The organism is Glycomyces paridis (genome assembly GCF_004912155.1).
Classification (GTDB): Bacteria; Actinomycetota; Actinomycetes; order Mycobacteriales; family Micromonosporaceae; genus Glycomyces; species Glycomyces paridis.
This window is the reverse complement of the sequence record NZ_STGX01000002.1, coordinates 361,730-383,988: the sequence shown is the minus strand read 5'-3', so window position 1 is coordinate 383,988 and position 22,259 is coordinate 361,730. Positions and strand designations below refer to the sequence as shown.

The 22,259-nt window shown below is 72.3% G+C and carries 22 protein-coding genes; 17 read left to right on the top strand and 5 right to left on the bottom strand.

The features are described 5' to 3' along the window. Positions 1 to 98: 98 nt before the first annotated feature. Together E9998_RS03860 and E9998_RS03855 are read left to right on the top strand one after the other, a co-directional pair. Positions 99 to 551 carry a hypothetical protein gene (locus E9998_RS03860; RefSeq protein ID WP_136528377.1) on the top strand — a complete coding sequence of 151 codons (453 nt, stop codon included), beginning with the start codon at positions 99 to 101 and terminating at the stop codon, positions 549 to 551. Next, positions 548 to 1,036, top strand: coding sequence for a hypothetical protein (locus E9998_RS03855; protein ID WP_136528376.1), 489 nt, complete (start codon positions 548 to 550; stop codon positions 1,034 to 1,036). The genes E9998_RS03860 and E9998_RS03855 overlap by 4 nt, the downstream gene beginning before the upstream one ends. 13 nt (positions 1,037 to 1,049) lie before the next feature. Here the strand turns inward: E9998_RS03855 and E9998_RS03850 are convergent, their stop codons facing one another. After that, complete coding sequence (locus E9998_RS03850) at positions 1,050 to 1,982, bottom strand: GNAT family N-acetyltransferase (RefSeq protein ID WP_136528375.1); 933 nt, start codon at positions 1,980 to 1,982, stop codon at positions 1,050 to 1,052. A 98-nt stretch (positions 1,983 to 2,080) separates the two neighbouring features. Here E9998_RS03850 and fdxA point away from each other — a divergent pair, with 98 nt between their 5' ends. Both fdxA and dapC read left to right on the top strand, forming a co-directional pair. Beyond that, positions 2,081 to 2,401: a ferredoxin gene (gene fdxA / locus E9998_RS25785; protein ID WP_204745234.1), complete on the top strand. Its 321-nt coding sequence runs from the start codon at positions 2,081 to 2,083 to the stop codon at positions 2,399 to 2,401. Positions 2,402 to 2,406: 5 nt separating this feature from the next. Then, complete coding sequence (dapC, locus tag E9998_RS03845; protein ID WP_204745233.1) at positions 2,407 to 3,522, top strand: succinyldiaminopimelate transaminase; 1,116 nt, start codon at positions 2,407 to 2,409, stop codon at positions 3,520 to 3,522. 66 nt (positions 3,523 to 3,588) lie between these two features. Here dapC and E9998_RS03840 read toward each other — a convergent pair whose 3' ends face one another. Next, complete coding sequence (locus E9998_RS03840; protein ID WP_136528373.1) at positions 3,589 to 3,975, bottom strand: hypothetical protein; 387 nt, start codon at positions 3,973 to 3,975, stop codon at positions 3,589 to 3,591. Positions 3,976 to 4,279: 304 nt separating this feature from the next. On the opposite strand from E9998_RS03840, the gene E9998_RS03835 reads away from it, so the two are divergent. Next, positions 4,280 to 7,273 carry an ATP-binding protein gene (locus E9998_RS03835; RefSeq protein ID WP_158299681.1) on the top strand — a complete coding sequence of 998 codons (2,994 nt, stop codon included), beginning with the start codon at positions 4,280 to 4,282 and terminating at the stop codon, positions 7,271 to 7,273. 60 nt (positions 7,274 to 7,333) lie between these two features. On the opposite strand, the gene E9998_RS03830 is transcribed toward E9998_RS03835, so the two are convergent. The 3 genes from E9998_RS03830 to E9998_RS03820 all read right to left on the bottom strand — a co-directional run bounded on the left by E9998_RS03830 (position 7,334) and on the right by E9998_RS03820 (position 11,726). After that, positions 7,334 to 8,191 carry an ABC transporter permease gene (locus E9998_RS03830; protein WP_136528371.1) on the bottom strand — a complete coding sequence of 286 codons (858 nt, stop codon included), beginning with the start codon at positions 8,189 to 8,191 and terminating at the stop codon, positions 7,334 to 7,336. Positions 8,192 to 8,221: 30 nt separating this feature from the next. After that, positions 8,222 to 9,181 (bottom strand): ATP-binding cassette domain-containing protein, encoded by a 960-nt coding sequence (locus E9998_RS03825; RefSeq protein WP_136528370.1) that lies wholly within the window; start codon positions 9,179 to 9,181, stop codon positions 8,222 to 8,224. 142 nt (positions 9,182 to 9,323) lie between these two features. Continuing rightward, the gene (locus tag E9998_RS03820) at positions 9,324 to 11,726 is read right to left on the bottom strand and encodes an HAD-IC family P-type ATPase (RefSeq protein ID WP_240037483.1); all 2,403 of its coding nucleotides are present in this window, start codon (positions 11,724 to 11,726) and stop codon (positions 9,324 to 9,326) included. 153 nt (positions 11,727 to 11,879) lie between these two features. Here E9998_RS03820 and proS point away from each other — a divergent pair, with 153 nt between their 5' ends. The 12 genes from proS (at position 11,880) to E9998_RS03760 (ending at position 22,222) form a co-directional block, all read left to right on the top strand. Next, on the top strand, positions 11,880 to 13,286 hold the full coding sequence (gene proS, locus E9998_RS03815) for a proline--tRNA ligase (protein ID WP_136528369.1): 1,407 nt from the start codon (positions 11,880 to 11,882) through the stop codon (positions 13,284 to 13,286). Between the two features lie 161 nt (positions 13,287 to 13,447). Then, positions 13,448 to 13,933 (top strand): 30S ribosomal protein S16, encoded by a 486-nt coding sequence (gene rpsP / locus E9998_RS03810; RefSeq protein ID WP_136528368.1) that lies wholly within the window; start codon positions 13,448 to 13,450, stop codon positions 13,931 to 13,933. Next, entirely contained in the window at positions 13,933 to 14,166 is a 234-nt protein-coding gene (locus E9998_RS03805) for an RNA-binding protein (protein WP_030155029.1), read from the top strand. The genes rpsP and E9998_RS03805 overlap by 1 nt, the downstream gene beginning before the upstream one ends. Before the next feature lie 60 nt (positions 14,167 to 14,226). Beyond that, entirely contained in the window at positions 14,227 to 14,739 is a 513-nt protein-coding gene (gene rimM, locus E9998_RS03800; RefSeq protein ID WP_136528367.1) for a ribosome maturation factor RimM, read from the top strand. A gap of 7 nt (positions 14,740 to 14,746) precedes the next feature. Further along, entirely contained in the window at positions 14,747 to 15,523 is a 777-nt protein-coding gene (gene trmD, locus E9998_RS03795; RefSeq protein ID WP_136528366.1) for a tRNA (guanosine(37)-N1)-methyltransferase TrmD, read from the top strand. An 86-nt stretch (positions 15,524 to 15,609) separates the two neighbouring features. Then, positions 15,610 to 15,957, top strand: a complete 348-nt coding sequence (rplS, locus tag E9998_RS03790; protein ID WP_136528365.1) for a 50S ribosomal protein L19 — start codon at positions 15,610 to 15,612, stop codon at positions 15,955 to 15,957. A 120-nt stretch (positions 15,958 to 16,077) separates the two neighbouring features. Then, positions 16,078 to 17,322: a signal peptidase I gene (gene lepB / locus E9998_RS03785; RefSeq protein ID WP_136528364.1), complete on the top strand. Its 1,245-nt coding sequence runs from the start codon at positions 16,078 to 16,080 to the stop codon at positions 17,320 to 17,322. After that, complete coding sequence (gene lepB, locus E9998_RS03780; protein ID WP_204745232.1) at positions 17,319 to 18,017, top strand: signal peptidase I; 699 nt, start codon at positions 17,319 to 17,321, stop codon at positions 18,015 to 18,017. Before lepB (E9998_RS03785) ends, lepB (E9998_RS03780) begins: the two co-directional genes overlap by 4 nt. A gap of 2 nt (positions 18,018 to 18,019) precedes the next feature. Continuing rightward, positions 18,020 to 18,667, top strand: a complete 648-nt coding sequence (locus E9998_RS03775) for a ribonuclease HII (protein WP_192907040.1) — start codon at positions 18,020 to 18,022, stop codon at positions 18,665 to 18,667. A gap of 146 nt (positions 18,668 to 18,813) precedes the next feature. After that, positions 18,814 to 19,119 carry a DUF2469 domain-containing protein gene (locus E9998_RS03770; protein WP_136528363.1) on the top strand — a complete coding sequence of 102 codons (306 nt, stop codon included), beginning with the start codon at positions 18,814 to 18,816 and terminating at the stop codon, positions 19,117 to 19,119. 96 nt (positions 19,120 to 19,215) lie between these two features. Continuing rightward, on the top strand, positions 19,216 to 20,694 hold the full coding sequence (locus tag E9998_RS03765) for a sensor histidine kinase (protein ID WP_136528362.1): 1,479 nt from the start codon (positions 19,216 to 19,218) through the stop codon (positions 20,692 to 20,694). Between the two features lie 97 nt (positions 20,695 to 20,791). Further along, positions 20,792 to 22,222 carry a choice-of-anchor A family protein gene (locus tag E9998_RS03760; RefSeq protein WP_136528361.1) on the top strand — a complete coding sequence of 477 codons (1,431 nt, stop codon included), beginning with the start codon at positions 20,792 to 20,794 and terminating at the stop codon, positions 22,220 to 22,222. The last annotated feature ends 37 nt before the right edge of the window (positions 22,223 to 22,259 follow it).

The following is a 22,259-nucleotide window of genomic DNA, read 5'->3' as shown; positions in this document are numbered from 1 at the left end:
GGCGTGGGCGAGCGCGGTTCACCGACCGTGAAGCGGGCGGCGGCGTTGCGTCAGGCGCGAATTCGGGCGGGTGCGCGCGCTCCCGTAGGATCGCCTGCGTGCGAGTGAACGGTCTGGAAGCGGCGGTCCGCGTCGGCGGGGCGGTCGTCGTCGTCGCCGCGGCGCTGCTCGCCGCGCTCCTCGAATCGTTCCTGGTGCCCACCTACATCGGCGGCGTCGCCGTGCCCCTCGCCGGGGCGCTGGCGTTCGCCGGGAACCTGGGGCTGGCCGCGCTCGGCGTGTGGTGGACCCGCGGCCGGTGGATCGTCGTGCTCACCGCGCTGGCCTGGTTCGCGGTCGTGCTGGCCGCGTCGATGCCCTCGGGGGCCGGATCGCTCGTGATCGCCAGCGGTTTCAACGGCTACGCGCTGCTGCTGGCCGGTACCGCCGGGATCGCCGTCTCGCTGTGGCGGTATTTTCGTCCCAGGGCGAGCGGCAGGTCCCGGCCCGCCGCGGACCCGCCGGCCCCGCCGAATGCAAGCCCCACCCTTCCGAAGGAGTCCCGACCGTGACCCTCCTCAGCCGCCTCCTGATGCCGCACTGGCCGTCGATCTACGGCTTCGCCCTGGGCCTCATCGCCGCCAACCTCGCGGGCCGGATCGCCTCCAACGTCTGGGGCGAGGGCACCGCCGTCGGCGACCTCGTGGGCGTCTACACCTTCGGGGCGATGGCCGCCGTCGCCGTCGCGGCCGGGATCTGGTGGGGCGCGCGCCGCCGCCGCCAGGAGATCACCGGGGAGCTGCTCCCGATCTTCGTCGTCGCGACCCTGTTCGCCGTCCTCGTCAACCCGCTCATCGCGCGCGTCGACTACCCGACGATCGACGGGATCTTCTCGCAGACCCTCATCTACTTCGCGCTCCTGGCCGTCTCCGGCTGGGTCGGCTTCCTCATCGTCATGGCCCTCGGCGTCGACGTCTACGGCCGCGAGCTCAAGGCCACCCAGATCGCGTTCGAGCACAAGGCGAACCCCTCCCGCACCGCCGCCGCCAAGGCCTAGTCGGTCCTGAGGGTCAGGGCGCGGCCCGGTAGCCGTACCGGTAGCGCTCGGCGTACCCGAGCCCCGCGTACATCGCCAGCGCGGCGTCGTTGTCCGCCTCGACCTGGAGCGCGGCCCGCCGCGCCCCGGCCGAGGCGCCCCACGCCTCGAGCGCGCGCAGCACCTCGGTGCCCAGGCCGCGCCTGCGGTAGGCCTCGGCCGTCCCGATTCCGGTGACGGCGACCAGGTCTCCGGCGAGCGCCCCGCGCCCGCGCGCGGCCAGGTCCGTGCCGCCGCGCCAGATCTGGGCGTAGCCGCGGCCCGGTCCCGAGCCGAGGACCGCCGCCGCCGCGGGCGCGCCGCGCCCGGACTGCGCCAGGTGGACCGGTCCCGGCTCGTCCGCCACGACGGCTTCGCCGTCGTAGTCGACCGCCTCGATCGCCTTGGTCATGACGACCGTCTCGGCCTCGGCGGTCCAGCCGCGGTCGGCGAGTTCGGCTTCGAGCCGCTTCGTGACGGGCCCGGCCAGGGCGATGAGCGGGCGGGCGCCGCGAGCGCGGTACCAGTCCGCGACCGCGGCGGCGGCCGCGTCGACGCCGCCGGGCGGGGCGGTCAGCGCCAGCGCCGAGTTCGCGCGGCGCGTGTAGCCGTGCGCGAACCGCAGCAGCCAGCCGCCGAGGTCGGCGGTCTCGGTGGCGGGCCAGGTGGCCGCGAGCGCGCGTTCGAGGGCGAGGATCTCGGAGAACGGGGTCGGCTTCGGGGGGACCGCGCGGGCCGCGACGACGGCGTCGGCGTCGATGGTGACGGCCGCCTCCGAACGCGCCACACTGTCGGGCAGCACGCGCCAGCACACCGGGCCCACCTCGATAAGCTCACCGGTGACGTCGGTGAACCGGCGACCCGGCTCGGCGTCGCGCAACCTGATCCGTACCGCCACGCGACGGCCGATGTGTTCCGGTCCCAGCATCTGGCGCACCCCAAGCCTTCGGGTCTGTTAATGGCAATAAGCTTTAGGCTCAATCTCAGCGCAGTCCGTCCGATTGCGCGCTGTAGGAAGGACGACTCGTGACTTACGTTATCGCCGAGCCGTGCGTGGATCTCCTCGACAGGGCTTGCATCGAAGAATGCCCGGTCGACTGCATCTACGAAGGCAACCGGAAGCTCTACATCCACCCCGACGAGTGCGTGGACTGCGGTGCTTGCGAACCGGTGTGCCCGGTCGAGGCGATCTTCTACGAGGACGACGTCCCCGAAGAGTGGGCCCAGTACACCAAGGCCGAAGTCGACTTCTTCGACGACCTGGGCAGCCCCGGCGGGGCCTCCAAGGTCGGCAAGATCGACAGCGACGTCCCCTTCGTGGTCGCGCTGCCCGCGAAAGAGGAGTAGCCGCGATGGCGCTGCGACGCCTCCACAGCGCCTCTCCGGCACGCCGGCTGCCGCGCTTCCCGTGGGACCGGATGGCCCCGTACCGGGAACGCGCGGCGGCCCATCCCGGCGGCCTGGTCGACCTCACCGTGGGCGCGCCCGTGGACGAGGTCCCGGCGGCCATCAGGCGGGCCCTCGACGCGGCCTCCGCCGCACCCGGCTACCCGACGGTCGCCGGTCCGCCCGAACTGCGCGGGGCGATGCGCTCGTGGCTGCACCGGCACACCGGCGTCGGTGAGGACGTCGCGGTCCTGCCGACGGTCGGCTCCAAGGAACTGGTCGCGAACCTGCCGTTCCAGCTGGGGATCGGGCCCGGCGAGATCGTCGCCTACCCCGAGATCGCCTACCCGACGTACGAGATCGGCGCGATCCTCGCGAAGGCCGAGGCGCTGCCGGTGGCCGATCCGCGCGAGGCGGCCGGGTCGCGCCTGCGCCTGGTGTGGATCAACTACCCGACCAACCCGACCGGCGAGACCGCCTCGGTCGACCACCTGCGCGAACTGGTGCGCTGGGCCCGGGAGTCGGGCGTGGTGCTCGCCAGCGACGAGTGCTACCTGACGCTGGGCTGGGACGAGGAGCGCCCGCCGGTGTCGGTGCTCGACCCGCGCGTCAACGACGGCGACCTCACCGGCCTGCTCGCCGCCCACTCGCTGTCGAAGCGCTCGAACCTCGCGGGGTACCGCTCGGCGTTCCTCGCCGGCGACCCCGCGCTCATCGCCGACCTGCTCGAGCTGCGCCGCCACGCCGGGTTCATGGTCCCGTGGGCCGTGCAGCAGGCCACGATCGCCGCGCTCCACGACGAGTCGCACGCGATCGAGCAGCGCGCCCGCTACGAGCGCCGCCGCACCGTCCTGCGCGGCGCGGTCGAGGCCGCCGGGTTCCGCGTCGACCACTCCGAGGCGGGCCTGTACCTGTGGGCCACGCGCGGCGAGGACTGCTGGACCACTGTCGAGGCGCTCGCCGAGCGGGGCATCCTGGCCGCCGCCGGGGAGTTCTACGGCGCCAAGGGCGGGCGCCACGTCAGGCTGTCCCTGACGGCCACGGACGAGGCGATCGCCGACGCCGCCGACCGCCTGGCCTAGCGCCGGTCGCCGAAGCACACGTGAAGGGGCCCGCGGCCATTCGGCCGCGGGCCCCTCGTCCGTGCGTCAGCCGGCCGGCGGGACCGGTCCGGGCACGTCCACCGGCGGGTCGACCGGGACGTCCGGCGACTGCGCCAGCACCAGCGCGAGGACCGTCTGGCAGGTCTCGTTCATCGCGGCGACGTCGGGCGCGTCGGTCGGCAGGCCCGGCAGGTCGCCCGGTGCGGGCAGCTGCTCGGCGCCGGGGACCTCGGCCGGCACGTCGACCGACAGTGCGGCCTGGAGGTCCGCCAGGCACAGTTGGAGGTCGAGGAGCGCTTGGACGTCCGGCGCCGCCGGCAGCTGCTCCGCGCTCGCGGCCGGTGCGCCGGCGAGCATCGCGATCGGTACGGCGGCCCCGATCAGGACCCCCTTCCAGGTCTTGCGTGAGTTGTTGGACGTGGACTGTGCCATGAGGATTGCTCCTGGTTCGTCGGCTGTCCCGGTCCTGGCGCGGCCTCGCGGCGCCGCCGGTTCGGCGGTGCCGGCCGCGCTTCGGCGCCGGGACGTCTACTCTCCGAAGGACCTTATGCACCCTCCGTGACCGAGGGGTCGGAAACATGAAACAAGATCGCTCCGATGTCGCGGCCCCGCAGGGGACCCGCGGCCGACCAGCGGTCGTGCCGCTATCGGTGCGCCGTCGGCAATCCGACAGTTCCGGGAAACGGTCCCGAAGAACGGGATGGCGTATGTCGGTGGTGTCGGCGACACTGGCAGGGTGACTGACCCGCAGCTCATCGGACGCGACCATCCCGCCTCGACCCTGCGCTCGGCCGTCGAGCGCACCGTCGCCAGCCACGGGGGCCTCGTCCTCGTCGTCGGCGAGGCCGGCATCGGCAAGACCGCCCTGGTCACCGACGCCGCGGCCGGCCGCCGCGACGACCTGCTCGTCGCCTTCGCCACCTCCTGGGAGTCCGAGGCCGTCCCCGACAACTGGCTCTGGCTCCAGGTCCTGCGGTCGCTGCGCGCCCGCCTCGGCGAGGAGGCCTGGCGGTCCCTGCGCCCCGCGCCCGCGATCGAGGTGTTCCTCGGCGAGGGCGACGGCACCCGGCCCGTCGACTTCGAACTCCACGACGCCGTCACCCAGCTGCTCATCGGCGCCTCGCGGCTCCGCCCGCTCCTCATCGTCCTCGACGACCTCCACTTCTCCGACACCGCCAGCATCGAACTGCTCAAGTTCGCCTGCCAGCACACCTTCTTCGAGCGCATCCTCTTCGTCGGCACCTACCGCGACTCCGAGATCGACCCCGGCCACCGACTCCGCGGCCGGATGCTCCAGCTCGTCTCCAAGGCCGCCATGGTCGGCCTCGACGGCCTCACCGAGGACGGCGTCGCCGCGCTCGTCGCCGCCACCGCCGGAGCGGCCCCCGACCCGGGCACCGTCGCCGAGATCACCCGCCGCACCGGCGGCAACCCGTTCTTCGTCGAGCAGTCCGCGCTCCTGTGGGCCTCCGGGCAGCCCGTCGACGCCACCAGCGCCGGGATGCGCGACGCCCTGCGCCGCCGCATCGACCAGCTCCCCGAACCGATCCTGCGGATGCTCACCCTCGCCTCCGTCGGCGGCCGCGAATTCCACGCAGGCGTCATGGCCCAGGCCTCCGGGCTCGACCTGTTCCGCATCGAGTCGGCCCTCGACCTCGCCGCCCAGACCCGGCTCATACGCCGCGAGCGGGACCGGTACGTCTTCGTCCACGACCTCGTCCGCGAGACCCTCTATCAGTCCATGGACCCCGCCGAGGCCGCCCACCACCACGGCTGCATCGTCCGCGCCCTCGAAGCCGACGAGTCCCTCAAGAAGCACATGCTCGTCACCGAGATCGCCCACCACGCGTGGCTCGCCGGCGACGACGTCGACGCCGAGACCGCCGTCGCCCTCATCGCCCGCGCCGGCGCGAAGGCCAACTCCTGCATGAGCATCGCCGGCTCCGAGAAGTACTACCGCCGCGCCGTCGAGCGGTGCGGGCCCGGCATGGTCCGCCAGCGCGTGCTCCTGCGCCTGCGCCTCGCCGACGCCGTGCACTGGCTCAAACGCGAGGACGAGTCCGCCGCGCTCTACGCGTCGGCGCTCCAGGAGGCCGAGGACTCCGGCGACCCGATGCTCCTCGCCCGCGCCGCCCTGGACGCGCCCCAGGCCGACCGCGTCCCCGAGCTCGTGCGGCTCAAGAACCTCGCCTACGAGGGCCTCGCGGGCGAGCCGCCCGAGGCCGGCCTCGAACACGAGGCGCTCACCCGCCAACTGCTGTACCGCTACATGATCGCGGCCCGCGCGGCCGGCGACGACGACGAGATCTCCTTCGGGCTGTGGGCCACCCACGCCTCCCACTGGGGCCCCGGCACCGCCGCGAAGCGCCAGGAGATCGTCGAGGAGCTCGTCGAGATCACCCGCCGCACCGGCGACGAGGAGCTGCGCCTGGTCTCCTCCTCGCTGCGGTGGGTCGTGCTCCTCGAACAGGGCGACCGGGAGTTCCTCGCCCAGCACGCCGAGTTCCACGCCCTCGCCGACGCCGCCGACTCCGAGCACTGGCGCGGCGGCGCCCACGTCGACCAGGCCATCATCGACCTCGTGCAGGGCCGCTACGCGGACGCCGAGGCGCACATCGAGGACGCCGCCGAGCTCATGGGCCGCGAGCGCAGCCACCTCGACCTCATCGACCACCTGCGCTGGGAACTGCGGATGGCCCGCGGCGAGGCGCCCGCCGCCGACGAGGAGCCGCGCCGCTCCTCCTACGGCACGCACCACACCGACCTCCTCGCCGGGATCGGCGCGCTCCGGCGCGGCGAGACCGACCGCGCCCGCCGCATCCGCGACCGCCTCGCGTCCGCCGACGACGTGTTCGGGTCCTGGGCCTCGCTCATGCTCCGCTTCGAGGCCGAGCTCGCCGCCGCCGACGGGGACGCCGAGCTCGCGCGCGACGTCTACGACCGCCTCGCCCCCCACGAAGGGGAGTGGCTCGTCGCCATGTGGGGCACCAGCGTCTCCGGGCCGATCAGCCACTGGCTCGGCGTCCTCGCGGCCGTCCTCGGCGAGCGGGACCGCGCCGCCGCCCACTTCCGCGCCGCCCTCGCTCAGGCCGACCTGCTCGACGCGGCCCCGTGGTCGGACCTCGCCCGGGCGAACCTCGCGTGCATCGCGTCCCCGCCCGCGCCGCCCGCCCCCGCCGCGGGCGACGTGTTCCGCCGCGACGGCACCACCTGGACCCTCGCCTACGGCGGGACCGTCCTGCACCTGCCGCACGCCAAAGGCCTCGCCGACCTCCGCGAACTCCTCTCGCGCCCCGGCGAGGAGATCGGCGCCGCCGCCCTCCTCGACCCCGAGGCGGGCGAAGCGGTCGCCGCCGACGCCCGCCTCGGCGGCGACGACCTCCTCGACGCCCAGGCCCGCGCCCGCTACCGCGAGCACCTGGAGGCCCTCGACGAGCAGATCGACACCGCCGCGGCCCTCGGCGACGACGCCCGCGCCGCCGCGCTCGACGCCGAACGCCAGACCCTCATCGACCACCTCAAGGCCGCCACCGGCCTCGGCGGCAGGGCCCGGCGCCTCGGCGACAACCACGAGCGGGCCCGCAAATCCGTCACCAACCGCATCCGCAACACCCTCAAGAAGATCGAGGAGGGCCACCCCGCCCTCGCCGCGCACCTGCGCGAGACCGTCGCCACCGGCTCGGTCTGCGTCTACCGGCCCGGGGCCGGCGCCCCCGACTGGCGCCTGTGACACGGCAGCGGCCGGACGGGGAGCCCGTCCGGCCGCTGCCGGGGTGTTGCGAATCGAGTCTCACTTGCGGTTGTACGCCCGGATCGTCAAGAACCCGAACACCGCCACGAACCCGGCCGACCAGATCAGCGTCGTCAGGACCGAGACCGAGTCCACGTTCCCGTCGAACAGGCCCCGCACCCCGTCCACCAGCTGGCTGATCGGCGTGTTCTCCACGACCGGCCGCAGCCAGCCGGGCATCGTCGCCGGGTCCACCATCACGTTGGACAGGAACGTCATCGGGAACAGGATCGACATCGAGATCGACATGACGGTCTTCTCCGACCGCGTGATCAGGCCCAGCCACGTCCACACCCACGAGAACGCGAAGCAGAAGACCAGCAGCAGCCCCACGCCCAGCAGCACGCCGACCGCGCCGCCCTCGGGCCGGTAGCCCATGACCATGCCGGTGCCGAACATGATCGCCCCGGCCGCCGCGTACCGGAACATGTCCGCCAGCAGGTACCCGACCATCGGCGCGGCCCGCCAGATCGGCAGCGTCCGGAACCGGTCCGACACGCCCTTGTTGATGTCGATGTTCACCGACATGCCCGTGTAGATCGTCGTCATCACGATGCTCATGACCATGATCCCCGGCAGCAGGAACTGGAGGTACTCGCCGGTGCCGCCCGCGATCGCGCCCCCGAACAGGTACGTGAACATCAGCAGCATGATGATCGGGAAGACCAGGATGTCGCCCAGCTGCTCGGGCACGTGCTTGATCTTCAGCATCGAACGCCAGGCGAACGCCCGCGCCGAGGCGAACGCGCTCGGCGGCGCCGGACGCTCCCCGGTGGCCAGGAGCCGCCGCAGGTGCTCCTTCTCGACCGGCGCCGGGGCGTCGACATCGGACTTGGTATCGGTCTGCGTGACAGTCATATCGGTGTCCTTCCTCAAAGTCCGTGCGGATCAGGCGTCGACGCGGTTGGTCAGGGCGAGGAACACCTCGTCCAGGCTCGGCTGGCCCAGCGAGAAGTCGTCCACGAGGATGCCCGCACGGGCCAGCTCGCCCAGGACGTGCGAGCCCTGCTCGGCCGTGTCCAGCCCCGGGGCCAGGCTCGCCGTCAGCGCCACCGGGTCGTCGTCGAGCGCGACCTCCACGGCCAGCGCCCCCGACAGGACCTTCTGCGCGTGCTCGCGCTGGTCGGCGTGGTGCAGGCGCACCCGGATCGAACCGGCGCCCACCGAGGACTTCAGCTCCCCGGGCGTGCCCTCGGCGATGACCTTGCCGGTGTCGATGACCGCGATGCGGCCCGCCAGCTGGTCGGCCTCCTCCAGGTACTGCGTCGTCAGCAGCACCGTGGTGCCCTCGGCGACGATCGTGCGCACCACGTCCCACACCTGGTTGCGGCTGCGCGGGTCCAGGCCCGTCGTCGGCTCGTCCAGGAACAGCAGCTTCGGCGTCACGATGATCGACGCGGCGATGTCCAGGCGCCGGCGCATACCGCCGGAGTACGCCTTGACCTGCTTGCCCGCCGCCGCCGACAGGCCGAAGGCCTCCAGCAGGTCCGCGGCGCGCTCGCGCGCGGCGGGCTTGGCGTACCCGTACAGGCGCGACAGCAGCACCAGGTTCTCCACGCCGGTGAGGTCCTCGTCCAGCGAGGCGTACTGCCCCGTGAGGCTCACCTGCGAGCGCACCGCCGCGGCGTCGGTGTGCAGGTCGCGGCCGAACACGGTCGCGGTCCCGGCGTCGGGGCGCAGCAGCGTCGCCAGAATCCGCACCGTCGTGGTCTTGCCCGCGCCGTTCGGGCCCAGCACGCCGTACACCGTGCCCGCCGGGACCTCCAGGTCCACGCCGTCCACGGCCTTGACGTCCTTGAAGTGCTTGACGAGCCCTTCGGCCCGGATCGCGAGGTCGCGCTGCGACATGTCCGCCTCCTGCATGGTTCGCTCAGTTGCTCTCACCCCCTAGGCGCTACATACGGGCCGCGCACCCCGCTACATCCGGTGTAGCAGTGCCGCACACCACACAGGGCCCGCCGAAACCGGCGGGCCCCGTGGACGGAACGGTTCAGTCCTTGAGGTGCTTGGGCCGGACCACCAGCCAGAACAGCAGGGCCGCCACGCCCGAGCCGACGCCGATCGCCGCGGCGGTCGTGTTCCAGGCGCCCGGCAGCTCCAGCTCGTAGAAACGCGCGAACGGCGGCACCGCCAGGACCACGACGAACGCCGCCGCGCAGCCGCCGACCAGCAGCGCCTTCCACCACGTGTACGGCTTCGCCACGATCGCCAGCGCCGCCAGCGCCAGGCAGAACAGTGTGATCGCGGCCGTGGTCTGCGGCAGCTGGGAGTCGTAGCCGTCGTGGGCGAGCGCCGCGAGGTAGACCACGAAGGTCGGCACCGCGCAGCAGATCCCGGCCGGGATCGCGAACTTCAGGACCCGCTTGACGAACCCGGGCCGCGCCCGGTCGAACGTCGGCGCCAGCGCGAGGAAGAACGCCGGCAGGCCGATGGTGAACAGGTTGATGAGCGACTGGTGGATCGGCAGGAACGGGTACGGCAGCGGCTCGTGGCCCGCGGCCCACGACCAGATCGCGCCCACGGCGATGAACAGCGCCAGGCTGATCGCGTACACGGTCTTGGTGAGGAACACGTTCGAGACCCGCCCGATGTTCCCTAGGACCCGGCGGCCCTCGTTCACCACGTGCGGCAGCGTCGCGAACTCGTCGTCGAGGAGCACGACCTGCGCCACCGAGCGGGCCGCGGCCGAACCCGAGCCCATCGCGATGCCCAGGTCGGCGTCCTTGAGAGCGAGCACGTCGTTGACGCCGTCGCCGGTCATCGCCACGGTGTGGCCCCGCGACTGGAGGGCCTTGACGAACGCCTGCTTCTGGTGCGGCTTGACGCGCCCGAAGATCGTGGCCCGCTCCAGCAGGTCGGCGAGCTCCTCGGGGTCCTCGGGCAGGCGCCGGGCGTCGACGGTGTCGGCCGCGCCCTCGACCCCCAGCTGCGCGGCGACGGCGCCGACGGCGGCGGGGGAGTCCCCGGAGATGATCTTGACGGCGACGCCCTGGTCCTTGAAGTAGGCGAGGGTCGCCGCGGCGGTCGAGCGAAGGCGCTGGCGCAGGACCACGAGGGCCTGGGCCTTGACGCCCGTCACGCCGCCGGTGGTGGAGGCGGTCTCGGCGGTGACGAGCGCGAGGACGCGCAGGCCCTGGGCGCCGAGCACGTCGGCTTCGAGGGCCATCGGGTCGTCCGCTTCGAGAAGCACGTCCGGGGCGCCGAGGAGCCAGTTGCCGTGGTCGGTGAAGCGGGTGCCGCTCCACTTGCGCGCCGAGGAGAACGGCATGACGTCGATGACCCGCCAGATCGGGTCGCCGATCGCGTTCTCCTTGAGGTAGGCCTCGACGGCCTGCATGGTCGGGTTCGGGCTGTCGTCGGCCGCGGCGAGCGCCGCGAGGGCCTCGGCGACGGCGTCGCCGTCGGCGCCGGCGACCGGCTGGACGCGGTCGACGTCCATGCCGCCCTCGGTGAGGGTGCCGGTCTTGTCGAGGCACAGCACGTCGGTGCGGGCGAGGCCCTCGATGGCGGGCAGCTCCTGGACGAGGCACTTGCGGGCGCCGAGGCGGATGACGCCGACGGCGAACGCGACGGAGGTGAGCAGCACCAGGCCCTCGGGGATCATGGGGACGATCCCGGCGACGGTGCGGACGATGATCTCGCGCCAGTTCGCGGCGTCGGCGAGCTGGCTGACGATGAGCAGCAGCGCGATGGGGACGATGAGCCAGTTGATGAGCTTGATGAAGCGGTTGATGCCCTCGCGCAGTTCGGAGCGGGCGAGCGTGAACTTGCTGGCCTCCTCGACGAGCTTGGCGGCGTAGGAGTCCGCGCCGATGTGCTCGGCCCGGAAGAGCCCGGTGCCGGCGACGGCGAACGAGCCCGAGCGGACCCCGTCGCCCGGCGTCTTCGCGACCGGGTCGGCCTCGCCGGTGAGCAGCGACTCGTCGATCTCCAGGTTGCGGGACTCGACCACGGGGCCGTCGACGACGATCCGGTCGCCGGGTTCGACGTACACGAGGTCGTCGCGCACGATCCGGGCCGGGTCGATCTGGACGACCTCGCCGTCGCGCAGGACCTTCGCGTTCGACCGGTTCATGAGCGAGAGCTTGTCGAGGGTGCGCTTGGCGCGCAGCTCCTGGATCGTCCCGATGAGGATGTTGGCGATGATGACGCCGGCGAACAGGCCCTGCTTGAGGCCTTCGAGGAAGCCCTCCTCCATCGCGGTGAAGCCGATCGCGATCGCGGCGAGCACGCCGATCACGGCGTTGAGCGGGGTGAAGAGGTTCGCGCGGAGGATCGCCGAGAGCGGGCGGCTGGTGTGGCGCTTCGCCTCGTTGACCGCGCCGGCCTCGATGCGCTCGGCGACCTCGGCGGCCGTCAGACCGCGGTCACCTGCCAGCATGGGTGTCGTCACGACGACAGCTTATGCGACGCACGCTGTTCCGTATCACCGCCGAAGGACCGAAACCGGGGTTTCTCCCTCCTCCTTCCGGCGGAGGCGACGGGGCTCGCACCGCGCCGTATCCGATTGCGCCCGGGGCGGGTCCGGCCCGTAGAATCCCTGATTATGGCCAATGTACTCACACCGCAGGGCGAGGACTTCCCTCGCTGGTACCAGGACGTCGTCGCCAAAGCCCAGCTGGCCGAGAACGGCCCGGCGCGCGGCTCGCAGGTGATCCGACCGACCGGGTTCGCGCTGTGGGAGCGGATGACCGCCGAGATGGACGCGCGCATCAAGGACACCGGCACGGAGAACGCCTCGTTCCCCCTGCTCATCCCCGAGTCCTACTTCCGGCGCGAGGCCGACCACGTGGAGGGCTTCGCCCCCGAGGTCTGGATGGTCACGCAAGGCGGCGGCAAGGACCTGGAGGAGAAGCTCGCGATCCGCCCCACCTCCGAGACCATCATCGGCGAGTACATGGCGAAGTGGGTCAACTCCTACCGCGACCTGCCCCTGCTGCTCAACCAGTGGTGCAACGTGATGCGCTACGAGATGCGCACCCGCCTGTTCCTGCGCTCCTCGGAGTTCCTGTGGCAGGAGGGCCACACCGTCCACGAGTCCTACGAGGACGCCCACGCGTTCACGCTGCGCATCCTCCACGACGTCTACGCCGACTTCATGGAGAACGTGCTGGCGCTGCCGGTGCTGCGCGGCATCAAGACCGAGGCCGAGCGCTTCGCCGGGGCCCTGAACACCTTCGCGTGCGACGCCCTCATGCGCGACGGCAAGGCCCTTCAGATGGGCACCTCGCACGAGCTGGGCCAGAAGTTCGCGAAGGCCTTCGACATCCAGTTCCAGGGCAAGGACGGCAAGCAGGCGCACGGCTGGACGACCTCCTGGGGCACCTCGACGCGCATGATCGGCGGCCTCATCATGGGCCACGGCGACGACGCGGGGCTGCGCGTCCCGCCGAACCTCGCCCCCGTCCAGGTCAGCGTCATGATCGTCAAGGACTCCGACGAGGTCCGCGCCGCCGCGCGCAAGCTCTACGACGAGCTCAAGGCCGACGGCCTGCGCGTCAAGCTCGACGACCGCGGCGACATCGCCTTCGGCCGCCGCGCCGTCGACGCCGAGCTCAAGGGCTACCCGGTCCGGATCGAGCTGGGCCCCCGCGACCTCAAGAACGGCGAGGCCACCGTGGTCAGCCGCGTCGAGGGCTCCAAGCAGTCCGTGCCGCTCGGGATGATCGCCGAGGCCGTCGCCGCCGCGCTCGCCGGCGCGCAGCAGCAGCTGTGGGACGAGGCCCTGGGCTTCCGCGAGGCGCACACGGTCGACGTCGCCTCCGTGGACGAGGCGGTCGAGGCCGCCCGGACCGGGTACGCGCGGATGCCCTGGGACGCCTGCGGCGTCGAGGGCGAGGCGCGGGCCGGGCAGTCCGCGGTCACGGTGCGCCTCCTCCAGCGCGAGGACGGCTCGGTTCCGGATTCGCTGGATGAGTCCGGTCTCATCGCGTACCTGGCCCGCCAGTACTGATCGCACGGTGCGCTAGACTCGGTCGCTGTACATGAGCTTTGGGACGGAAGCCCTCTCAACTACCGTGACGCAAGGCCAAGTTTCAGCGCGAACACAATCCGGAGTGATTCCCCTGGATGGTGTGCGTGCTGCGTGATCCTTATTACAGGAGTAACAAGAACGTGGCAGTGAAGATTCGCCTCACGCGAATGGGGAAGATCCGTACTCCCCAGTACCGCATCGTCATCGCCGACTCGCGCGTCAAGCGCGACGGCAAGGTCATTGAGAACGTCGGGATCTACCACCCGAAGGAGAACCCGTCCCGGATCGAGGTCAAGTCCGACCGCGTCCAGCACTGGCTCTCCGTGGGCGCCCAGCCGTCCGACACGGTCAAGGCCCTCCTGCGCAAGACCGGCGACTGGCAGCGCTTCAAGGGCCTGCCCGAGCCGGCCCCGCTGAAGGTCGCCGAGCCCAAGCCCGAGAAGGAGTCGCTGTACATCGCGGCCCTCAAGGAGTCGGGCATCGACCCGTCGAAGGCCTACGTCCCGGAAGAGGCCGCGAAGGCCGCGCCGAAGGCGAAGAAGTCCGCCGCCAAGGCCGACGAATCGGCTAAGACTGAAGAGGTCGAGGCCGCAGCCGACGAGGCCTCCGAGACCAAAGGGGAGTAATCGTGCTGCGACCGGCGCTTGAACACCTTGTCAAAGGCATCGTCGACAATCCCGACGACGTCCGCGTCCGACTGGTCGACTCCCGCCGCGGCAAGCGGCTGGAAGTCCGGGTGAACCCGGACGACCTGGGTACGGTGATCGGACGGGGCGGTCGGACCGTCAACGCGCTGCGCCAGGTCATCGGCTCGATCGGCGGTCGCGGCATCCGCGTCGAGGTCGTCGATTCCTACTGAAGTCCGCTGACGGCCCCGGGGTTCGCCCCGGGGCCGTCGTGCTGTCCCCGAAAGGTTCCCATGGCAGAGGTAGTCGTAGGCCGGATCGTCCGCCCGCACGGGCTGCGCGGCGAGGTCGTGGTCGAGGTGCGCACCGACGACCCGGACGCGCGGTTCCAGCCCGGCGCGGAGTTCGCCACGCGCGGCGGGCCGCTCAAGGGCGCCCCGCTCAAGGCCGTCACCGTGCGCTGGCACCAGGGCCGGCCGATGATCGGCTTCGAGGGCGTCCAGGACCGCAACGGGTCCGAGGCCCTCCGCGGCGTCCTGCTCGCGGTCGACGTCGACGAGGACGACCTCGCCGACGACGAGTTCCGCGACGACGACCTGGTCGGCCTCGCGGTCGTCCAGGAGGGCGGCGACCCGATCGGGACGGTCGCCCGGATCGAGCACGGCGCGGGCCACGAGACCCTCGTGGTCAAGCGCGAGGGCACGCACCCCGCGCGCATCCCGTTCGTCGCCGAGATGGTCCTGGGCGTCGACTTCGAGACCGAGACCGTCACCGTCGACCTGCCTCCGGGCCTGCTGGAGCTGTGAGGCCGCCGTGCGCATCGACGTCGTCACCGTCTTCCCCGAGTACCTCGCGCCGCTGGACCTCTCGCTCATCGGGCGCGCCCGCGAGCGCGGCCTGCTGGATCTGAACGTCCACGACCTGCGACGCTGGACCCACGACGTGCACCATTCGGTGGACGGCGCCCCCGCCGGGGGCGGGGCCGGCATGGTCATGAAGCCGCAGCCGTGGGGCGAGTGCCTCGACGAGCTCGTGCCCGAAGACGGCGAGGCCCGCCCGCGCCTGCTGGTGACCAGCCCCGCCGGGCGGCCCTTCACGCAGGCCCTGGCGCGCGAGCTGGCCGCCGAGCCGTGGCTCATGTTCGCGTGCGGGCGCTACGAGGGCATCGACCAGCGCGTCGTCGACCACGCGGCCGAGCGCATGGAGGTCACCGAGGTCTCCATCGGCGACTACGTGCTCTTCGGCGGCGAGGTCGCCGTCCTCGCGATCGTCGAGGCCGTCTCGCGGCTCCTGCCGGGCGTCCTCGGCAACGCCGCCTCGCTCGACGACGAGTCGCACAACGCGGGCCTCCTGGAGGCCCCCGCCTACACGCGACCCGCCGAGTGGCGCGGGCGCGAGGTCCCGCCCGTCCTCCTTTCGGGCGATCACGGGAAGGTCGACCGCTGGCGCCGCGACCAGGCGCTCCTGCGCACCGCGCGGGCCCGCCCGGACTTGCTGGCGCGGCTGGAGGCGGGTAGCCTCGATCAACGTGACCGGCGCCTACTTCAAGGGGCCGGGTTCGCCCTGCCCGAGCAGGTTGTGGCAGAGTAGACGAGTTCCCGTGACGTGCCGTTCGTTCAAGCGGTACCTCTCGCGGAGGAACTTCTAGCGAGATCAATCGATGAGGTCTGAAAACCATGAACATTCTGGATGAGCTGAACGCCGCCTCCATGCGCGCCGACGTGCCGGACTTCCGTCCCGGCGACACCGTCAAGGTGAACGTCCGAGTCCAGGAAGGCGCCCGGTCCCGTGTCCAGGTGTTCCAGGGCGTCGTCATCCGCCGCCACGGCGCGGGCCTCGGCGAGACCTTCACGGTCCGCAAGCTGAGCTACGGCATCGGCGTCGAGCGCACCTTCCCCGTCCACGGCCCCATGGTCGACGCGATCGAGATCGCCATGCGAGGCAAGGTCCGCCGCGCGAAGCTGTACTACCTGCGCGACCGCAAGGGCAAGGCCGCCAAGATCAAGGAGAAGCGCGAGATCTAGTCTCGCGACCCGTCTTCGCGGCGGGGAACCGTGCCCCCCAAGGGCACTGCGACTTTCGGAGGACCCCGGGCGATGCCCGGGGTTCTTCGCATTCCCGCCCGCTTCCGCTACGCTCAGCGCATGAGCCCTGGTTCCCCCGGCGGGCCGAAGGGGCCGCGCCGCATCGACTGGAACCGACTTCCCGGTCCCGGCGGCCGGCCGCCCTCCGACCCTCCCCCCTCCGACCCCCGCCGATCCGGCGCCCTGCCCACCGGGCCCGTCGCCGGCAGCGGCTCCACGCGCCCGATCCGGCGCGTCGAGGGCGCGACCGGCCCGCGCGACCGGGTGGAGGGCGCCACGGGCCCGCGCGACCGCGTCGAAGGACCTACAGGGCCCCGCGACCGCGTGGCGGCCGAACGCGAGCGTGCGGCCGGGCCGCACGACCGCGCCAAGGCCCGCACCGGCGCGCACGACAAGGTCGACGACGGGGCCGAGCCGCGCAGGCGCGAGTCCGAGAGCCGCCTGTCGCAGCCGCACAAGCGCCAGTACCTGTCGCTGTGGGTCGAGCTGCCGCTGCTGCTCGTCGTCGCCTTCTCCGCGGCCGTCCTGCTGCGCACCTTCGCGGTGCAGCCGTTCTACATCCCGTCCGGCTCGATGGAGCAGACCCTCCAGGAGGGCGACAAGGTCCTGGTCCTCAAGCTCACCACGACGCTGCGCAGCCCCCAGCGCGGCGAGGTCGTGGTCTTCCGCGGCACCGACAGCTGGGACCCCGAGTACCGGCCCGCGGCGGGGGACGACTCGCTCGTCTCCGACTTCACCACGGGCGTCCTCGACCTCATCGGCCTGGCCGAGCCCGACGAGAAGGACTTCATCAAGCGCGTCATCGCCGTCGGCGGCGACACGGTCTCCTGCTGCGACGCGGACGGGAACGTGGTCGTCAACGGCGTGTCCCTGCACGAGGAGGCCTACGTCTACGACAACGCCCCGCTCGACGTCGACCCCGGCACCTGCCATTCGCGGGTGTTCGAGGAGGTGACCGTCCCCGAGGGCGAGGTGTGGGTGATGGGGGACCACCGCGGGAACTCCAAGGACTCCCGCTGCCAGGGGCCGGTCCCGGTCGAGAACGTCATCGGCCGCGCCATCGCGCTGGTGTGGCCCACCGACCGGGCCACCGAGCTGGAGATCCCCGCGTCCTTCGACGTGTTGGAGGGCACCGGCGGCGAGGCCGCCCCCGCGGGGGCCGCGACCGCCGCCCCCGCGCTCGACACCTCCTGGCATTCACCACCTTCGTTGCCCGCCACGGTGATACCGGTGAACGGTTCGCAGGCCGCGGCGCGGCCGGGCACCTCTGGGGCCGGAGTGCGAGCGCGTAGACTCGCACCGTGATCGAAGAAGGGCAAGCGCCCGGCGCCGACGGCGAAGGCGCCGAGGAATCCTCGGAAAAGCAGCAGCCCAAGAAGAAGGGATCGTTCTGGAAGGAACTGCCCATCCTGCTCGGCGTGGCCATCCTGGTCGCCATCGTCGTGCGGACCTGGGTCGTCCAGACCTATTACATCCCCTCGGGCTCGATGGAGACCACCCTCCAGATCAACGACCGGGTCCTGGTCAACAAGCTCGTGCACGACTTCTCCGACCCCGAGCGCGGCGAGATCATCGTCTTCACCGCCCCCAAGGACTGGCGCTCGGTCGAGGAGGAGGACGAGTTCATCAAGCGGGTCATCGCCGTCGGCGGCGACCACGTGGTGTGCTGCGACGACCAGGGCCGCATCACCGTCAACGGCCAGCCCCTCGACGAGACCTCCTACCTGTACGTGAACCCGCTGACCGGCGAGCAGGACCCGCCCTCGGGCGACCCGTTCGACGTGATCGTCCCCGAGGGGCGCCTGTGGGTCATGGGCGACCACCGCTCGGCCTCGGGCGACTCGCGCGAGCGGTACATCCGCAACGGCGGAAGCGTCGAGGGCGCGACCATCTCGGTGGACGCGGTCATCGGCAAGGCGTTCGTGCTGTTCTGGCCCTTCTCGGACTTCAACTGGTTCGCCATCCCCGAGACCTACGACGACGTCCCCGAGCCGTCCTGACCGTGCTCCGCCCGGCCCCCTCCCGGATGCGGCGCGACGGCGACCTGTACGCGCTGGAGTCGGCGCTCGCCCGCCGCGGCCTCGGCCCGGTGGCCGGGGCCGACGAGGCCGGACGCGGCGCCTGCGCGGGGCCGCTGGTCGTCGCGGCGGTGAGCCTGCCGCCGAGCGCCCGGCCCGAGGAGCTCGACGACTCGAAGCTGCTCACCGAGGCCGCGCGCGAGCGCGTCTTCGCAAGGCTGCTGCGCTCGCGGGCGCGGATCGCCACGGTCACGTACGGCCCCGAGGAGATCGACCGGCGCGGCATCGCCGTGTGCAACCTGGAGGGGATGCGCGTGGCCGTCGCCCGCCTGCCAGAGCGGCCCGGCTTCGTCCTCACCGACGGGTTCGCGGTGCCGGGGCTGCCGGGGAGCCTCGGCGTCGTCAAGGGCGACCGGACGGCCGCGTGCGTGGCGGCGGCGGGCGTGGTCGCCAAGGTCACCAGGGACCGGATCATGGTCGAGCTCGACCGCGAGCGCCCCGAGTACGGCTTCGCTGTCCACAAGGGATACGGCACGGCCGCGCACGAGGCCGCGCTGCGCCGCTGGGGGGCGTGCGAGCAGCACCGTCTCTCCTACGCGAACGTCGCCCCGTTCGCCCCCGCGCGCGCCTGAACGCGGGCCCGCCCGCCCCGCCGGGGCGGCGCCCGGCGCGGACCGGGTGTGAAATAGCGACCGCGCAAGCGTTCGCCGCGAGAGCCGCGAGCGGGGCGGGGCACCCGCGCACTATCGTTGAGACCGCCGCCAGAGAAGGAGGAGCGTTGAGCGCCGAGGACCTCGAGAAGTACGAGACCGACATGGAGCTGCAGCTGTACCGGGAGTACCGGGACATCGTCCGGCAGTTCACCTACGTCGTCGAGACCGAACGGCGGTTCTACCTGGCGAACGCGGTCGAAGTCCACGTGCGGGGCGCCGACGCCGAGACCTACTTCGAGGTCGAGATGACCGACGCGTGGGTCTGGGACATGTACCGCCCGGCGCGCTTCGTCAAGCACGTCCGCGTCCTGACCTTCAAGGACGTCAACGTCGAAGAACTGGATAAGCCCGACATCACGATGCCGTCGTAGCAGCCCGCGGCGAACGCCCCGCCCCCTCCGAGGCGGGGCGGCTCCGTCTCCGGCGGCCGACCGGCCCGCGCCGAAACCGCCGCTACCATTGTCCGGGTGTCCACACTCCGTGACGTCGTCAGCGCCCACACCGACCTGACCTCCAACTCCGCGGCGCACCTCCAGCGCCTGGTCGCCGAATGGCAGCTCCTCGCCGACCTCTCCTTCGCCGACTTCCTCCTCTGGGGCGCCGTCAAGGACCGCCCGGGGCGCTTCGTGTGCCTCGCCCAGGTGCGGCCCACCACCGGCCCCACCGCGTACGAGGAGGACCAGGTCGGGCGCATCCTCGAAGGCGACGACGCCCAGCACCTCAACGTGGCCTTCACCGAGGGCCGCATCTTCCGCGAGGGCGACCCGGTCTGGCGCGGCGACGTCGCCGCCCGCCACGAGGCGATCCCCGTGCGCCGCCGCGACCGCCGCGAGGTCATCGCCGTCGCCGCCCGCGACACCAACCTCTCGGACACCCGCAGCCCCTCCCACCTGGAGATCAACTACCTCAAGACCGCCGACTACCTGGTGCAGATGCTCACTGACGGCGGCTTCCCGCCCCCGCTGCTGCCCGGCGAGCCGACCACGGCGCCGCGCATCGGCGACGGCCTCGTGCGCATCGGCGGCGACGGCCTCGTCCGCTACGCCTCCCCGAACGCGCTCTCGGCCTACCGGCGCATGGGCGTCACCGGCCACCTGCGGGACCGCGACCTCGCCGAGCTCACCCGCAGCCTTCCCTCCAGCCCCGAGGTCGGCGCCGACGCAGCCCGCCGCATCGCCGACGCGCTCGCCGGGGGCACCCCGCGCCGCAAGGAGATCGAGGCCAAGGGCGCCACGGTCCTCATGCGGGCTCTGCCGCTGCGCCCGGGCGGCAAGGCCGCCGGCGCGCTCGTCCTCGTCCGCGACATCACCGAGGTCCGCCGCCTCGACCGCGAACTGGTCACCAAGGACGCCACGATCCGCGAGATCCACCACCGCGTCAAGAACAACCTCCAGACCGTCGCCGCACTCCTGCGCCTCCAGGCCCGCCGGGTCGGCTCACCGCAGGCGCGCGTCTCGCTGGAGGAGTCGGTGCGCCGCGTCGCCTCGATCGCCCTGGTCCACGAGACGCTCGCGCAGTCCTCCGACGAGTCGGTGGGCTTCGACCAGATCGTCGACCGCGTCGCCTCGATGGCCGTCGAGGTCTCCGTCGCCGAGTCGAAGGTGACGCTGCGGCGCGAGGGCACCTTCGGGGTCCTCCCCAGCGAGTACGCGACCCCGCTGGTCATGGTCGTCAACGAACTGCTCCAGAACGCCGTCGAGCACGCCTACCCGCCCGGGCAGGAGGGCGAGGTCGTCCTCGGCGTGGCGCGCGACGGCGACCGCTTCCGCGTCACCGTCACCGACCACGGCAAGGGCCTGCCGGAGGGCTTCCGCATCGCCGACTCCACCCGCCTGGGCCTCCAGATCGTGCACACGCTCGTCACCGGGGAGCTGCGCGGCACGATCGACATGCGCCCGCGCGCCGAGGGCGGCACCGAGGCGGTCGTGGACTTCGCGCTCCAGTAGCGGACGCGGCCGTTTCGGCCGAAATCCGATGAGGACGGTCGCGGCGCTGCTATGAAGAGGACCGACGCCGTCGCCGGCCCGTCCTCGGAGGAAGCCCATGCCCGCCAAGTCCCGTCTCCGCGCCAGGACGTCGGTGGTGCTGGCCGCCTCGGCGGCCGTCGCCGTGGCCGCGTTCGCGCTCTCCAGCGTCGAGGCGCTCGCCGCGACCCTGCCGGGCGGGCTGGGCCCCTGCGGCGGGCCCGACTGCCCCGACCCGTTCCCCGACAACGGCAGCGGCCCGATCGCCGGGTACGACGACTCGGTCAACGTCTTCGTCGGCGGCGACTTCAGCGTGACCGGCTCGGCCGCCGAGTCGGAGGGCCGCAACGTCGTCCTCGGCGACTTCGACCAGAACAAGACCTCCGGCTCGGCGGTCTACAACGTCGGCATCGCGGGCGTCGGCTCCCGCGTGCCCCCGCCCACCGGCTCCGACTACATGCAGGTCGGCGGGAGCCTGACGATCGCCACCGAGCAGCGCCTCCTCGCCGAGGAGGGCGCGGAGTCCGGCGTCGTGCGCGTGGCGGGAACCGCCACCGGCGAGGTCATCCCCACCGCCGTCATCGACTCGGCCGCGGTCGACGAGTACGCGGGCCTGCGCGACGAGCTCACCGAAGCGAGCCTGTGCTACGCCTACCCCGAGGACGCGACCCGCCGCGCCACCACCGGCACGGTCGACAACCAGGGCTTCCAGACCGTGTTCACCGGCGACGGTTCCTCGGCGCTCCAGGTCTTCGCGGTCGACGGCGGCCTCACGGGCGCGGGCGGCGGCATGCAGTCCGTCGTCTTCGAGAACATCCCTGCGGGCGCCACCGTCCTGGTCAACCTCTACGGCGACACCGTCACGCTCAACCTCAACAACACCCCGCAGGAGTCGATCCGCGACCGCCTCCTCTGGAACTTCCCCGAAGCGACCACGGTCAACCTCCAGGGCACGACCCAGCTCCAGGGCTCGGTCCTCGCCGGCTCCCAGGCGAGCACCACGACCCTGAGCATGTCCGGCACCAACGGCCGCATGTTCCTCACCGGGAACCTCGTCCACGGCTCCAGCACCCTCCCCGGCTCCGGCCAGGAGATCCACAACTACCCGTTCAACGGCGACCTCCCCGAATGCGAGGACGTCGACCCGACCGACACCACCGACGCCCCGACCTCGGACGAGCCAACGACGGACGAGCCGACCACCGACGCCCCGACCTCGGACGGCCCGACCACGGACGAGCCGACCACGGACGGTCCGACGACCGACGGCCCGACCACTGATGGGCCGACCACCGACGGGCCCACGACGGACGCCCCCACCACCGCCGTCCCGACCAGCGGCGGGCCCACCACCGGAACCGCCCCGACCACCGGCGAGGCGACCTCCCCGGACGGCGGCGGCGGCCTGCCGCTCACCGGCACCCGCCTGCTCATGGCGGTCGGCGTCGGCGTCGGCGCGCTAGCACTCGGCGTCGTCGTCCTGGCGACGACCCGCAGGCGCCGGGCCTGACCCGATCGGCGCGCACCTGGAGGCCGGACCCCGCGCG

Excerpts from the sequence above, each read along its gene's own strand:
- E9998_RS03830 (WP_136528371.1), bottom strand. The coding sequence starts at position 8,191 with ATGACTGTCACGCAGACCGATACCAAGTCCGATGTCGACGCCCCGGCG.
- E9998_RS03825 (WP_136528370.1), bottom strand. The coding sequence starts at position 9,181 with ATGTCGCAGCGCGACCTCGCGATCCGGGCCGAAGGGCTCGTCAAGCAC.
- proS (WP_136528369.1), top strand. The coding sequence starts at position 11,880 with ATGGCCAATGTACTCACACCGCAGGGCGAGGACTTCCCTCGCTGGTAC.
- rimM (WP_136528367.1), top strand. The coding sequence starts at position 14,227 with ATGGCAGAGGTAGTCGTAGGCCGGATCGTCCGCCCGCACGGGCTGCGC.
- lepB (WP_136528364.1), top strand. The coding sequence starts at position 16,078 with ATGAGCCCTGGTTCCCCCGGCGGGCCGAAGGGGCCGCGCCGCATCGAC.
- E9998_RS03840 (WP_136528373.1), bottom strand. The coding sequence starts at position 3,975 with ATGGCACAGTCCACGTCCAACAACTCACGCAAGACCTGGAAGGGGGTC.
- dapC (WP_204745233.1), top strand. The coding sequence starts at position 2,407 with ATGGCGCTGCGACGCCTCCACAGCGCCTCTCCGGCACGCCGGCTGCCG.
- E9998_RS03760 (WP_136528361.1), top strand. The coding sequence starts at position 20,792 with ATGCCCGCCAAGTCCCGTCTCCGCGCCAGGACGTCGGTGGTGCTGGCC.
- E9998_RS03850 (WP_136528375.1), bottom strand. The coding sequence starts at position 1,982 with ATGCTGGGACCGGAACACATCGGCCGTCGCGTGGCGGTACGGATCAGG.
- rplS (WP_136528365.1), top strand. The coding sequence starts at position 15,610 with ATGAACATTCTGGATGAGCTGAACGCCGCCTCCATGCGCGCCGACGTG.